The sequence below is a fragment of the Runella rosea genome, assembly GCF_003325355.1.
In the GTDB taxonomy this organism is placed as follows: domain Bacteria; phylum Bacteroidota; class Bacteroidia; order Cytophagales; family Spirosomataceae; genus Runella; species Runella rosea.
This window is the reverse complement of record NZ_CP030850.1, coordinates 4473614-4488800: the sequence shown is the minus strand read 5'-3', so window position 1 is coordinate 4488800 and position 15187 is coordinate 4473614. Positions and strand designations below refer to the sequence as shown.

General features: G+C 45.0%; 11 protein-coding genes. 6 read left to right on the top strand and 5 right to left on the bottom strand.

Annotated features, from left to right (window positions below; all coding sequences use genetic code 11):
* Positions 1 to 2: 2 nt before the first annotated feature.
* Together DR864_RS18740 and DR864_RS18735 are read right to left on the bottom strand one after the other, a co-directional pair.
* Positions 3 to 1406, bottom strand: coding sequence for a tail fiber domain-containing protein (locus tag DR864_RS18740; RefSeq protein WP_114068396.1), 1404 nt, complete (start codon positions 1404 to 1406; stop codon positions 3 to 5).
* A 256-nt stretch (positions 1407 to 1662) separates the two neighbouring features.
* Positions 1663 to 2511, bottom strand: coding sequence for a sugar phosphate isomerase/epimerase family protein (locus tag DR864_RS18735; protein WP_114068395.1), 849 nt, complete (start codon positions 2509 to 2511; stop codon positions 1663 to 1665).
* Positions 2512 to 2781: 270 nt separating this feature from the next.
* Between DR864_RS18735 and DR864_RS18730 the strand changes: the two genes are divergently transcribed.
* From DR864_RS18730 to DR864_RS30225, 5 genes are all read left to right on the top strand, one after another.
* Positions 2782 to 3114 (top strand): PadR family transcriptional regulator, encoded by a 333-nt coding sequence (locus DR864_RS18730; protein ID WP_114068394.1) that lies wholly within the window; start codon positions 2782 to 2784, stop codon positions 3112 to 3114.
* Positions 3115 to 3128: 14 nt separating this feature from the next.
* Complete coding sequence (locus tag DR864_RS18725) at positions 3129 to 5747, top strand: ABC transporter permease (RefSeq protein ID WP_114068393.1); 2619 nt, start codon at positions 3129 to 3131, stop codon at positions 5745 to 5747.
* Between the two features lie 49 nt (positions 5748 to 5796).
* A complete protein-coding gene (locus DR864_RS18720; protein ID WP_114068392.1) occupies positions 5797 to 8421 on the top strand; it encodes an ABC transporter permease in 2625 nt (874 codons plus the stop codon).
* Positions 8422 to 8515: 94 nt separating this feature from the next.
* A complete protein-coding gene (locus DR864_RS18715) occupies positions 8516 to 9136 on the top strand; it encodes a class I SAM-dependent methyltransferase (RefSeq protein ID WP_114068391.1) in 621 nt (206 codons plus the stop codon).
* Positions 9137 to 9258: 122 nt separating this feature from the next.
* Positions 9259 to 10308 carry a sensor histidine kinase gene (locus DR864_RS30225; protein ID WP_229599415.1) on the top strand — a complete coding sequence of 350 codons (1050 nt, stop codon included), beginning with the start codon at positions 9259 to 9261 and terminating at the stop codon, positions 10306 to 10308.
* Positions 10309 to 10360: 52 nt separating this feature from the next.
* Here DR864_RS30225 and DR864_RS18705 read toward each other — a convergent pair whose 3' ends face one another.
* The gene (locus DR864_RS18705; protein ID WP_114068390.1) at positions 10361 to 10918 is read right to left on the bottom strand and encodes a cupin domain-containing protein; all 558 of its coding nucleotides are present in this window, start codon (positions 10916 to 10918) and stop codon (positions 10361 to 10363) included.
* A gap of 437 nt (positions 10919 to 11355) precedes the next feature.
* On the opposite strand from DR864_RS18705, the gene DR864_RS18700 reads away from it, so the two are divergent.
* Entirely contained in the window at positions 11356 to 11742 is a 387-nt protein-coding gene (locus DR864_RS18700; RefSeq protein ID WP_114068389.1) for a hypothetical protein, read from the top strand.
* A 97-nt stretch (positions 11743 to 11839) separates the two neighbouring features.
* Here the strand turns inward: DR864_RS18700 and DR864_RS18695 are convergent, their stop codons facing one another.
* Entirely contained in the window at positions 11840 to 12553 is a 714-nt protein-coding gene (locus tag DR864_RS18695) for a LolA-like protein (protein WP_114068388.1), read from the bottom strand.
* Between the two features lie 57 nt (positions 12554 to 12610).
* Positions 12611 to 15178, bottom strand: a complete 2568-nt coding sequence (locus DR864_RS18690; protein ID WP_114068387.1) for a TonB-dependent receptor — start codon at positions 15176 to 15178, stop codon at positions 12611 to 12613.
* Positions 15179 to 15187 lie beyond the last annotated feature (9 nt).

Here is a 15187-nt window from a genome sequence, read left to right as displayed (position 1 = left end):
TATTACTTCTTTTTTAGAATCTCTACATCTTTCATCAATTGTGCATACGATTGTATCAATTCTTCATTTTGTTTTTGGAGTTTTTCAATAAGCCCCTGTTGTTCCTGAATGGCCTTGATGGCTACGACCGACAAGTGAGAATAATCTACCCCGTGCAGGTCAGCAATTTCGCCCGCACCCTCATTTTTTATCGGTACTGTTATTACTTCTACCATTTCGGGGAAGACCTCTTTTAATTCTTGGGCAATAAACCCAATGGATTCCGTTGAATTTGGGTTATTGTTTATCATTTGATACCGAGCGGGCCGAAGTCGCATGATCTGACCCAACACACTCTCCAAATTTTGAATATTTTTTTTCAATCGGCGGTCACTATTCTCCGACCACCCACCGTCGGTAGGCCGCATCCAACCTTTGGTTGAACGATTGTAAAACGCCATCAGGCAGTCTGTTCCGTTATCTGTACTATACACCTCTGACCTCAGCTCCCAATTGTTAAAATTCGTACCATTAATAAGCACTATCCCTGTATTATTAGCAGCCTGCCTTACTTCAAGCGTATATTGGGGATCACCAGAGTTTATCCCGAGTTTTCCGTTTCCATTCCCCATAACCACATTGCCCCCAGGAATATCATTCAGCACCACCCGCCCGTTGTTTTTGCCGGCTCGTATGTAGGTTTCTTCGCCTATATCGTAATGGAAATGTGAATTGTGAGTACTACCCGTGACAACCAATGAGCCATTTGTGTTGGCAGCCCCGCGCGATATCCACATACCAGTGTTTGAACTGCCCCCATTCCTCACGCCGATATTGCCATTGCTAAGTAATGTAAAAATACCCGTAGGCACACTGAAAGAGGATGTGGAGTTAGCCACCCCAGTGCCGAATGTGTTGATAAACATCGCTCCCGTGTTAGGGTCAAAAAACTGCGTAGCGGCATAGCCTTCTCCAATACGTCGTTGTACATTGCTGCCATCACGGTATTGATTGAAGCCAATCGTAGGCCAATTACGTTGCAATGAAACTCCTGTACCATCGGAGCCAAATACGGCCGACGTAGGGCCATTACCCAATGCGCCAAACACCTCAAATTTGCCGCGTGTAGGTACTGAAATGCCCACGCCTACGTTACCAGCATTGGTGGTACTTAAATCATTTCCTATCAATTGCCAGCCCGTTCCCGAAGCGGCGGTACTACCAAAGTTAGCCCAAAGTTGGCCCGTCCAATAGCTGAATTGCTTCAAGTCCGAATCATACACCATCATGCCTTCCGTTTTGTTGGATAAAGCATTTTTAGTAACAGTGCTCATTTTGGGTATCGTCACTCGATCAGGAAAAACACCCTGCGCAAAAGTGGAGGCATATACCATGCTCACCAACCATACAGCTGCGATTTTTTTCATAGTGAGAAATGAGTTTTTATCAAATTTAATATAAACCCATCAATAAAAATCACACGACTTCGTAAACTTAGTATTCGGAAACGTTACAACCCGTAAAATATTGATTATCTGAACACTGAGACACTTTTCTGTCCAATAAAACTCAAAAAAAACAAATGACACGGACTGAAAATATCTCTCGGCAGAAGCAAGTAACTACATGATAAAAAGGGCAGACCAAGAACAGGGGCAGACGCAAGGCCTGCCCCTACGGATTTTATTTCGTTCGGCTATAGATTGCGCGGAAATTCTTCACACTTTCGGCGATTTCGGGGCCGTTGTTTTCCCAGTGATATTCATATTCTACCGAGATGGGACCTTTGAAGTTTTGGCGTTTCATTTCGGCAATCACGGCCTCTACTTTGCAGTCGCCCGTGCCCCAAACTACGTCGTGGTAGCGGCCTTCGGGCGTGTCTTTTTTCACGTCTTTAAAGTGCATTCCCAATACATGTCCGTTCAGTTTTTTAAGACACTCCACAGGGTCAAGACCTGAGCGCACCCAGTGGCCGATGTCGGAGCAAGAGCCAACGTATTTGCTGCCGCCAATCGCCGCCAAGACGGTATCAGGATGCCAATAACGTGATGGCTTGGGGTGGTTGTGCAAGGCCACATTAATCTTATATTGATCGGCCAATTTTCGTACCAACGGCATTTGTGCTGGCGAAGGCTCGGTGTTGATGTTCAAGACGCCCATGTCTTTAGCAAACTCAAACAAAGTAGCCCATTCAGCATCGGTTTTGGGGTTGACCACACCATACGCCACAATCGTCAAGCCTTTCTCTTTGACCATCTTTTTCACCGCCGTACGCGTAGCGGCGTCCATGCTGAAATCCATTTTCCCTTGTAGCCCGCCGCCGATGGTTTGGCCGGGGAAAGCTTCTACGTATTTCAGACCGCAGCTGTCAATTTTGCGGATGGCGTCGGCAAACGTAAACAACCGAAACGAATAGGCTTGAGAGCCTAGTTTCCAACCAGCCTTGTCTTCGGGAGTTTTTTGAGCCTGTACAGATAAAGCCCCCAGTGAAAGCAACAATCCGCATAGGAGGTATTGTGTGATTTGTTTCATAGAATCCATGATTTGTTTTCGACAAAAGGAAGGCTTTACCCCGCTTTACCCTTTGGAAAATGTCTTTAACCACAATAGACGCTATAGAATCGCGATGGACGCAAGAAGATTTCTACTGCTCCTGCTGTCCTAAAGCGTACAAAGTTGTCCGATTATGGACAATCAATACAATCGTTCTATTTTTATAAAACCATAATAATCAATTATTTAACAACAATATTTTTCAATGGCAAACTATTTGCTCAGCAAAAATAGAAATAATGCAAACCAATGAAACGGACGTATCTGGGAGAATTTGAAGAAATCATTTTACTGACCGTTGCTGTGCTGGATGGCCAAGCCTATGGCGTAGCACTGATGCACGAAATCATTGAACAGACGGGCCGCAGTGTGCGTCTGAATCAGGTGCATTCGGCCTTGCAACGTCTGGAAGAAAAAGGAATGGTTCGATCGGAAATGGGCGAACCTACCAACGAGCGCGGCGGCCGTCGCAAACGCCTGTTTTCAGTCACGGCCTATGGCCACCGCACGTTGCAGGAAATTCAGGAAGTGCGGGTCAGTTTTTGGAGCCGACTGACGAATCCATTGAAATTATCGGTTTAAACTAACCTTGACGCATGAAAACCCAACCGCCCATCTTAGCCGATAAGCTACTCAAATGGTTTTGCGCTCCCCATTTGTTGGAAGACATTCAAGGCGACCTCCACGAAGAGTTTGCTTTCCAAGTCAAACGCATCGGCCTACGAGGTGCGCAGTGGTTTTATTGGCGGGAAGTGCTGGGATTTATCAAACCGCGCTACCTCAAACGCCTCCCTCAAAAATATCCAACAACCTATTCATACAGCCCCGATATGTTACAAAACTATTTCAAAATTGCGGTTCGAAATCTCCTTAAAAACCGTACGTTTTCACTCATCAATATCTCCGGATTGGCCTTTGGGCTGGTCTGCTGTCTGGCCATTGGACTATACGTATGGGACGAATACCAATACGACCGCGCCGTGCCGCAATTTGAACAGACGTATCGACTGACGGAAAGGCAAAAACAGGCCACCGGACTTTATGACGTTGCCGTAACACCCGGCCCATTGGCTCCCGCACTTAAAAATGATTTTCCCGAAATTACCGAGACGGTCCGCGTCGGGGCTTGGTCGGGACTGCTTCAATACCAACAAACGGCGGTGGAACCCGAAGCCATGCGCGTGGTAGATCCTTCTTTTTTATCGTTTTTTGGGTTCAAACTCTTGAAAGGGAATCCGCAAACAGTTTTATCATCGCCCGACGAAATCGTAATCAGTGAAGCCGTTGCTGAGCATTTTTTTGGCAAAGATTGGCGAGCGCAATCCGTTTTAGGAAAAACCATCCACTATAATCAAGAGCGCCCGCTTCGGTTGTCGGGCATTGTTGAAAATTCGCCAGCGCGTTCTCACATTCAATTTGATGTATTATTGCCCTTAAAATACTTTGAATTGAATGATAAATGGAGTTACACTTGGAGCAGCAATAATTATCATACCTACCTCAAAATCAGACCCGATGCCGACGCATCCGTTTTCAGTCAGAAACTGGCAGGACAGCTAAAAAAATATGATAAAGGCAACGAAACGCCGCTTTTACTACAGCCCTTGCGTGATATTCACCTTTATTCTGACTTCGATTTCGGCACCGATTGGGGCAAACACGGCAACATCCGCTACGTTCGTATTTTCGTGATCGTCGGGTTGATTGTGTTGCTCATTGCGCTCTTTAATTTTATCAATTTATCCACTGCACGAGCTACCCAACGAGCCCGCGAAGTAGGCGTCCGCAAAAGCGTGGGCGCTTTACGCTCCAGCCTCATTGCCCAGTTTTGGGGCGAGTCGTTGTTAATGACCAGCTTGGCAATGGGCGTTGGATTGGTATTGCTTCATTCATTGATGCCTTTTTTCAACGAATTGTCTGGTAAAGTAATGGCCGTGCCTTTCCAACAGCCGCTTTTTTGGGTTTCTATGGTCGGTGTGTTACTCTTTATCAGCTTTTTGACCGGATTATATCCCGCTTTTTACCTTTCCTCTTTCCGTCCCGTCAGCGTGTTGAAAGGTATTTTTGATAAAAAATCAGGTGCGGGTTTTCGGAAAACATTGGTCGTGACCCAGTTTGTGATGTCGATCGTTTTGATCATCGGCACGGTGGGATTATACCAGCAATTGCAATTCATGCAAAACAAAAAATTAGGTTTTGATAAAGAACAGTTACTCTATGTTCGTCTAAAAGGCGATGTCCGCCAAAAAGCCATGACGCTGAAAGTGTTACTGACAAAGCAGAGCAGTATTGCATCGGTTTCGGCTACTACAAGTACATTGGTCAACATGCAAAATACTTCGTATATCGAATGGGCCGGAAAGACGCCCAAAGATGAATTTTTGATCACTCAAATGAACGTTGACGCCGATTTCTTAAAAACAACCGGCATGGCGCTGGCCGCTGGGCGTAACTTCTCTACCGCCATAGCAAGCGACACAAGTAACAAGTTCGGCACCTATCTCATCAACGAAACCGCTGCCAAACGCATGGGTTGGACACCTCAAAAAGCACTTGGAAAAAAAGTAAATTTTTGGGGCTTGGACGGAGAAATTGTAGGTGTTTTACGCGACTTTCATTTCCGTCCGATGAATGTTAAAATTGAGCCGTTCATTGTCCGTTTTCGCCCTAAAGAAAGTTATTTCAATCTGTTGGTCAAAACACGTCCCGACCAAACACAACGCGCATTGGCAGACATTGCTCGAATCTATAAAAAATTTGAGCCTAATCAGCCGTTCAGTTACGGGTTTGTCAATGAAGATTTGGGACGCCAATATGCCATTGAGCAACGCACTGGAAAACTGCTTCTAAGCTTTTCTATTCTTGCGATTTTGATTGCCTGCTTGGGTTTGTTTGGTTTGGCTACTTTCACTGCTGAGCAACGCATCAAAGAAATTGGTATTCGAAAAGTAATGGGCGCTTCCATTACCAACATCACTGGTTTGTTATCGAAAGATTTCATCAAATTGGTGTTAATCGCCAACGGCATTGCGTTTCCTTTGGCCCACTACGGCCTGAATCATTGGTTACAGGATTTTGAGTACCGCATTGGTATCGAATGGTGGATTTTTGCCGTGGCGGGCATTTTGGCCATTGGAATTTCTTTGTTGACGGTAAGTTTCCAAGCGATCAAAACTGCTTTGATGAATCCTGTGAAGAGTTTAAAAACCGAATAAATTGTAGGGGCGGGCCTTGCGTCCGCCCCCTTGCCAACATAATTGTATCATGCCAACCCAAAGCAAACCGCCGCTCTTAGCTGACCGTCTTCTTGAATGGTTCTGCGCACCTCATTTATTGGAATACATTCAGGGAGACTTGCACGAAGAGTTTGAATACCAAGTCAAACGCATCGGAGAGCATCGCGCCAAATGGTTTTATTGGTGGGAAGTGCTGGGATTTATCAAACCAAGATACATTAAACGTAAACCAAGTAAATACCCTAAAACCTATTTATACAGCCCAACCATGCTCCGAAACTATTTCAAAATCGCTCTTCGTAACCTGCTAAAACACAAAGGTTACTCATTCATCAACATTTTCGGTTTGGCAACCGGCATGGCCGTAGCCATGCTGATTGGTTTATGGATTTACGATGAATTGTCGTACAACAAATCTTTCCAAAATTACGAACGCATCGCCCAAGTCATGCAACACCAAACGTTTGATGGTGAGATCAATACCCAAACTGCGAATCCGTACTTGATGGGCGATGAAATACGCGCTCAATACGGCAGTGATTTCAAATACATCGTTATGTCGTCGTGGACGGGTGAGCACCTGCTGACTTTTGAGGAGAAAAAACTGACCAAAACTGGCAACTACTTTGAACCGGCCATTACCGAAATGCTAAGCCTGAAAATGCTCAAAGGAACGCGGTCGGGCCTGAAAGAGATGAATTCCGTTTTGCTTTCGGAATCGACAGCCAAAGCGTATTTCGGCGAGACTGATCCCGTTGGTAAGATCATGAAAGTAGATAACAAACTGAACGTAAAAGTGACGGGTGTGTATCAAGATTTGCCTTACAATTCCGATTTTAAGGACTTGTCATTCATTTTGCCTTGGGACTTATACCTCGACAACAATCCGTGGATCAGAGAAAATACCAATCCGTGGCGAAGTAATTTTACCCAAACCTACGCCCAATTGGCCAGTCAATCCGACCTGGTTCAGGTTTCAGCAAAAATCAAAAATGTTAAATTTAACAAAATTCGTCCTGAAGAAAAAGCGTTCAAACCAGTCGTTTTCCTGCATCCAATGTCGAAATGGCATTTGTATTCAGCGTTTAAAAACGGAATAAATACTGGCGGACGCATCGAATTTGTATGGTTGTTTGGCATTATCGGTGCCTTTGTACTATTGTTGGCCTGCATCAATTTTATGAATTTGAGCACAGCCCGCAGCGAAAAACGCGCCAAAGAGGTGGGCATTCGTAAAGCGGTCGGCTCGGTACGGGGACAGTTGATCAACCAATTTTTTAGCGAATCATTGCTCGTGGTTATCGTTGCTTTTTTGTTGTCTTTGCTACTAGTACAGCTTATTTTACCCGCGTTCAATGAAGTTGCCGACAAAAAAATGTTCATTTTGTGGTCTAATCCGCTGTTTTGGCTTTTGGGAATTGGGTTCACCCTATTAACCGGCTTAATCGCGGGTAGTTATCCTGCTTTGTATCTATCTTCGTTTCAACCCATTAAAGTGCTGAAAGGCACTTTTCGGGCAGGACGTTTTGCGGCGGTGCCTCGCAAAGTACTGGTCGTTGTGCAGTTTACGGTTTCTGTTACTTTAATCATCGGCACCATCGTTGTTTTCCGTCAAATCCAATATGCCAAAAGCCGGCCTATCGGCTATAGCCGTGACGGATTATTAACGGTGCCGATCAATACACCTGACTTGACGGGCCACTACGATGTACTCCGAAATGATCTGTTGAAAACAGGTGCCGTCACTGAAATGTCTGAGTCGTCCAGTCCCATCACTTCCATTTGGGCAATCAACAACGGTTACGATTGGCGCGGCAAAGACCCTTCCATTCAAGGAAATTTTGCAGCCGTATCGGTCACACATGACTTCGGGAAAACCATCGGCTGGGAGTTTAAAGAAGGCCGCGATTTTTCGAGAGAATTCGCAACGGATTCTTCGGGAATTATTTTGAACGAAACGGCCGTCAAATTTATGGGTCTCAAAAAGCCTATCGGAGAAATCGTAAAGATCAACGAAAAATCTTTTCAAGTCATCGGCGTAGTGAAAGATTTAGTGATGCAGTCGCCGTATAGCCCTGTTTTCCGCACTTCCTTTGTATTGGATTACAATGACGTCGGCGTGATTAATATCAAAATCAATCCCGCCATCAGTTCCCGAGAGGCGTTGGCTAAACTCGAAACCGTTTTCAAAAAACACAACCCTTCGGCTCCGTTTGAATACAAATTTGCAGATGAAGAATATGCTAAGAAATTCAGCGATGAAGAGCGCATCGGCAAATTGGCTACCTTCTTTGCCATGCTCGCCATCTTCATTTCGTGTCTTGGACTATTTGGATTGGCCTCTTTTGTAGCCGAACAGCGCACCAAAGAGATCGGCGTCCGCAAAGTATTGGGCGCATCAGTGACCAATTTGTGGGGATTACTTTCCAAAGACTTTGTACTCTTGGTCATTATTTCCTGCTTGATTTCTTCTCCAATCGCTTATTATTTCATGGATAATTGGGTTCAAAAATATGAATACCACACCGACATAAGTTGGTGGGTCTTTATAGTTTCGGGCGCAGGTGCGTTAGCCATCACGTTGTTAACAGTTAGTTTTCAAGCCATCAAAGCCGCGTTAATGAATCCCGTGAAAAGTTTAAAAACGGAGTAAAGTTTGGGAAAAGAAAAACGGAGCCCAGGGAAAAGAGAAGAAGCAACGCTTGCCGATAAAATTGGTATAAGGAAATTCACAAACGTATCATGTCATGGAAAATCCTAAACACATTGTACAACAAGGCTATGACCGATTAGGCAGTCGCTACCGCGCACACTATGAAAATACAAATCCAGAGCGGTATATTGATTGGCTAACCGAATTAACCCAACGTTTACCGTCGAAAGCCAACGTTCTTGAATTGGGTTGTGCCGACGGGATTCCGACGGCTCGTTTTCTAAGCCAAGATTTTGAGTACTTGGGAATAGACATTTCTCCCGTACAAATCGAACTGGCCCGCATCAATGTTCCCAGTGCTCACTTTGAGGCTGCCGATATGTCCACACTGAGCTTACCTTCCTCTTCGTTTGAAGGGATTATTGCGCTGTATTCGCTTATTCATGTTCCTTTAGTTGAGCAAGTTACGTTAATTAACGCTATCTATCAATGGCTTAAGCCCAATGGCTATTTTCTGTGTGTTGTAGGGGCTGATGAGTGGACAGGCACAGAAGCGAACTGGATTGAATCTGGTACGCTTATGTACTGGAGTCAAGCGGATGCGGCCAAGTATCAATCTTGGTTTATTAAAACTGGGTTTACGATTATTGACCGTCGCTTTGTGCCCGAAGGAACCAATGGGCATACATTCTTTTTTGTACAAAAGACAGCTTAGATTTAACAAAAATTGCCTAACGCACGCGCCATTTATGATTTCGTGTTTTTAAGGTCCTTAGAGCTTTGCCAATCATCCCAAAATTTGTATTTTTACCATAACATTCTCTATTTTAATTTGGTGTGCAAACAATAACTACCGACGATTCTCAACGTGCTAAACCCAACGACAAATGGTTTCGGATCATCGGTGTTCCGGTGGCTGTTTTACCGTTTGTATTCTTCTATATACGTGAGTACGGATTTAATTGGTCATTGGTATGGCTCACCTTTGGTTGGGGGCTGATATCGACAGGCTTAAGTTGGGAGTTATTGCGTTGGTGGGTATTCCAAGCACGAGCCAACTATTTTCAGATTGATAATACTGGTCGGCGCGTTCTACTTACGTTTATCGGTTATGCGTTGCTAACCTCTTTGATACAGCCTATAGAAACTTGGGGACTCAGCCAAATTGACCCAACAGGCCTGGTTGCAGACCCAACTCACCGCGTGTATCTGACCCATATCGCCATGGCCATTTCGTTTGCCTTTATTGTCGGCGGCGTCTACGAGGTCATTTACTATCTGAAACTGTATCGATTAGCCCTGACAGATGCCGAGGACCTCAAAAAGGCAAAGATGCAAACTGAATTAGATGCGCTGCGCCAGCAAGTTAATCCACACTTTTTGTTCAACAGCCTTAATTCACTAACCGCGCTAATCGGCGAAGATCCGCAGAAAGCCGAAACATTTAGTGAAGAACTGAGTTCGGTGTATCGCTATCTACTCCGTTGCAACGACGCAACATTGGTGCCACTGTCGGCAGAACTGGACTTTCTTAACTCTTACTATCACTTGCTCAAAACTCGCCACGGTGACTCGCTAATATTAACAGCAAATATTCTATCCAACGGTGAAGAGCGGCAACTTCCCCCCTTGACGCTGCAACTACTGATTGAGAACGCCGTTAAGCACAACATCATATTGCCCGAACAGCCGCTAAACATCAATTTATATCTTGACGAATCAAACTGGCTTGTGGTCAGCAATAACATACAGCGTAAATCTACGCGGGTGTTGAGCAACGGCGTTGGACTAAGTAACATCCTTACCAAGTACCGCATGTTGGGCCAACCCGCGCCCATCATTGAGGATGACGGGCGCGAATTTCGCGTTACCCTACCACTGGTATAACTCTCGACTTAACTACTTCTTTGATACTCATTTAGCAACCAATTAGACGGTTTTACGGATACTTCACTGGTTCGGGAGCATCTTTGAAATGTTCGTATTTATTAAATAGTTTACCGATTCGATACACAACTGGCAGAATAACTTTCCTGACAAAAACTGGTATTTCGTTCATCTCATATTCGCTTGCATAACGTGTGATGAGATAAGCTGCATCAAAAACTTCAGGTTGGGCTTTGCCCGATTTTTTTTGGGCGGCAAAGATGCTACTCAGAAAAAACATAATGGTGTTGGCAGGCTTTAGCCACCCTTCACAGTGCAAGATATCCGAGCCGTCGTTCCAAAAACAGTGAGGGGTACCGCGTTTGAACACAACCGACTCCCCTGCATTTGCGTACTGCTTCGGCTGTCCTGCAACTTGATACCCAATTCGCCCTTTTAATACCGTAAAACCTTCATCTTGTAGCCAATGAGTATGCATGGGTGGGCCGCTGCCAGGTTGCACAAAACTCTCACCGATCAAGACATCACCGTCTGACTCGTGTAGTATACGCTTGAAAATTAATTTTTCACCAAGGAAATTATCGATGGTATGTGGCAATGAATAGTTCATGGCTTTAATAGGTTTATTGTTTATTTATTTGAAATTTATCATTGATGCATCTTACACATGAATACATCGTTACGGACTGTTTGTATTAATAACTTTTAATGACATACTCGGCTACTATACAGCGAAATATGGGTACAAATATGGGTCTTGTGTTAAGCGTAGCCAATAGTGAATGAAATAGAACGGGAAAAGTTGTCATTAAAGCGGCTTTATAGGGGCATAAAACGATTCTCACTAATAATCAATCAATTACTCATACGGCATCTGAGGCGATGATGAAGAAAAAATAAATTTCCACTCATCGGTGCATTTTTTGAGTCTATCTACTAGAAGAGTCGATTGGTAGATTAAACTAAATATGCGTTAAACGTTAGGGTTCAATTTCGTTCTAACCTTCGTAAACCAACAAAAAACAAACAATTCAAATAACAGCAACCATGAAAAAGACCCTCTTATCCATCGCCGCTTTCGCTCTTTTGAGCATCGCAACTGTCAATGCCCAACGCAGCCAATATCCAAACCAACGTCCTACCCAGGCGCCACAATACGACAATCCTCGGATTGATAATGCCTACGAAGAACTGAAAATCAACCGATTGGATAACATCGTAAAACTGACGCGTAAGCAGGAGAATGAGTTGAAAAGAATTGAGAACCATTATGACCGCATCCTGAAAGGAAGGCGTCTCAGCGGTCGAGACATTCAGCGTTTGGAAAACGAAAAACAACGCGAAATTTGGTCCGTTTTGACACCCGTGCAACGTCAACGTTTAGCGGCCCACCAACACAATCAAAAATTTGACCGTCCCTATCGCCGAGGTTAGTCATAAGAGAGTAAGCCATGAAAATAATTAGTTGAATAACCCGCAAATACAAAAAGCCGCCCCTTTCGGAGCGGCTTTTTGTTCAACACTTCACTTCTTACTTCGTTGGCTTCTTAAAGATAGATTCGTCTACCTTGGCATTGACCGTCACTTTGTTGGTGATAAAAGTCAACGCTCCCATTTGACTGGTCATATCCATGGTATTGGCCATCTTGATGCCTTCTACCTCTTTATAATCTGAAAACATAATTTCGCCATCTTGACCATTTATCGTTGTTTTCAGCTTAGTCAACATATAGGTATTAGCATCAATGTATTGCTCCATCACCTGACCGTCTTTCGTCGTAACTTTGAGGTGATACGCATCGTCTTTTTCTACTTTTTCTTTGCCTACCAGCTCTACTTTGCTACCCTTTTCTTTGTAATTATACAACTCGCCAAATGGGTCTAATTGGCCCGACTGTTGCTTCACCATTTCAGCAGGCATGTCTTCAGGGTCGCCCGTTCCACCCATCATGGCTGGGCGTATCATCCAACCCGTTGCACCCTCCACCACCTGCACCATAGAGTTACCCATTACCGACGATTCCGTACGTAAGGCCTTGCCGACCACTACCGTCGTTTTGTTAGGGATTTCCATGTTTTGAACCGCGAGTGTGCGCTCAATCACTATTGTACTTACCCCTTTTAATTTATCTGCGCCGCCCATTGCTGCAATATGTTTATCCACGATTTCATCCACCGTTTGGGCGTACGAACTGATTGAAACGAAGGCGGCCAAGGTCGCAACCAAAAGTTTGTTTGTTTTCATTTTGTTAGGATTTTTAAGTTATAATGCGTTAATTATGAATAGGTTAAAGATACTCTACTAAGGTCTTGAGGCACCGCCTGCGGGCGCTGCGCCAGGCGCCGCTTGGCCGTTTCCTTCAGTTTTTACATCGTCATTGTTGACCGAGCGAGCTTTCTTTTTGGGAGCTTCCATGGTCATTTTTCCAATTTTGTAGGTGAATGTCATACGCACACCTCGGTTGTAAAGGTACACATCACTTACCTGATTGAACTGGGCAGAATTGAGTTCGGTATGGATGTTGAAACGACGGCTCAGAAAGTTTTCTCCCGCCAACCCTATACTGCCTTTTTTGTTTTTAAACTCTTTCTTGATTCCTACGGTATAAAAACCGAATCCTCCCTGCATTCCCTGCAACTGCACCTGTGATCCTTGCAAGAACCCAAATGCCTGTGCGCCCCAGCCATTTTTAAATTGCGCCTGCGAAAACATCCCACCACTTACGTTAAAACCATCGTTGGTGAGATTTTCTGAGACCCCGTTCTCTCCCATTGCTTGTCCAGTCAGGGTGGTGTAGAACACATTAGAGAAAATCCCCACGTTGATTTTGGAGGTAACGGCGATGTTGGCAAAAATGTTGGTCCCGTAAGCGTGTTGACGGCCAATGTTTTCAAAAGTAGTCACAATCGCACCCGCCAGGGTATCGGAAGGGCGTCGTACTTGCGAAATGGCGTTATTGGTCACACGTCCGAAGAAGGTAGCATTCACAAATACTTTTTTGATGGTTTTGCTCAATCCTAATTCAAAGTTATTGGTCAATTCAGGCCGTAAACTTGGGTTACCGATTGTGATATTTTGGGGGTTGGCGGCGTTGAAGTTAGGGTTCAGTTGCTGCAATCCTGGGCGCTGAATCCGTCGATTGTAGCCCAATTTCAAGGTCGTGCCTTTAATGGTTTTGGAAGCGTTGACGCTCGGCACCAACACGCCATAATCACCGATTCCGATGGGACCACCTTCGCGGGTGCTGGCGTCGATGAATGTGTGCTCGTAGCGCAATCCGCCTTTGAAGGTGTAGCGTTTTTTAGTGGTGTAGGTGTAAGATGTGTAGCCCGCCGCTATGTTTTGGTGATAAATCAGCTCGCCAGAGGGTTGATTGATTTCTTTGGTAAATTCACCCGTTGGACCCGCCAACAAATAGCGGTAATCGCTGGTCACTTCCCGAAAAATCCCTTTTGCCCCAAACTCTAGCAACTGGTTTTTCTTAATCGGTGTTTGGTAATCCGTTTGCAACGTAAATTCTTGATTTACATTTGCGTTAAGATTCCGTTGACGACTCGTCAGACTGCCTTCGCCGTTCAATAAATTGGCATCAAAATCATTCGTCAGGCCATTGCGGCTATAGAGCGTCGAAATGCTCCATTCTTGCTGAGGTTTTTTGTAAGTATGCAGGTAATCTACGTTGATATCAACAGTTCCTGAGAGGTTTTTAGCATCTACATTGCGGCTCGAAGCCAATCCCGCCACGCCATTAGTAAACAATCTTGTCACCAAATCTTGCTGGTTTACCATGTTCCGAACCCCATAACGTACCCCAGCGGTGATGCTTTGGTTTTTGGCCAAGTCGTAGTCAAAACCAAGATTATATTGCCCAAACAACATATTGCTGCTGCCATCGCCCGTTTGCCGGGTCAGTGTGGTGATACCATTAACGATACCCGTTTGTTCCAAGCTCGTTTTGGTAATTATGTTGTAGTTGGCACGGCCAAACCCACCGAGCGTAAACCCAGCTTTCCCCTTGCGGTAACTTCCGTTGAGGGCCAGCGAAGAGCCTCGGTTGCCCACGCCCCCGTCTATGTTCAGGTTCATTCCCTGAAGACTGTTTTTCTTGGTAATGATGTTGATAATCCCTGCCGAGCCTTCTGCATCGTATTTTGCCGACGGGCTGGTAATCACTTCCACGGTTTTGATTTGGTCGGCGGGAATTTGTTTCAACGCGTCGGAAACACTGCTAGCAATAATGGTACTGGGTTTGTTGTTGATCAGCACCCGAATGTTTTGACTCCCCCGCAGCGATACGTTGCCGTCCAAATCTACCGTGAGTAAAGGCACCTTACGCAACACGTCGGCCGCATCTCCTCCTTTGGCTGAGATGTCTTTGTCGGCATTGTACACCAAGCGGTCCACTTTTTCTTCAATCAAAGCGGCCTGCCCAGTTACGACTACCTCACTGAGCGTCTGCACATTAGCGCTAAGTTTTATCACCCCAAGCTCCAATTCTTGACCTTTGGCTAGTATTATGTTTTCAATCGTTTTGTTCTTAAATCCCAGAAAGGAAATGAGCAAACGATACTCTCCCTCCACGATTTTATTCAAAACAAATTTCCCTTTTTCGTCAGCTACGGTACCATCTACGGCTTTTCCTGTGGCTTTGTTGTAGAGCGCAATATTGGCAAACTCAACGGCTTTGGTAACCGATGAATCCACCACAAAACCCGTAATTTTAGAACTACCTTTGGGCGTTTGGTCGCCCGCCGTTCCTGGCAGGGCTTTGGTCGGGGTGGCTCCCCCCATCGGAAACTGCGCCATTGCGGGCGTCAGGAGGGTAGAGGCAAGAAGTGTAATAGCGAGAAGGAAATAAATTTTTTTCATGGTTGTATG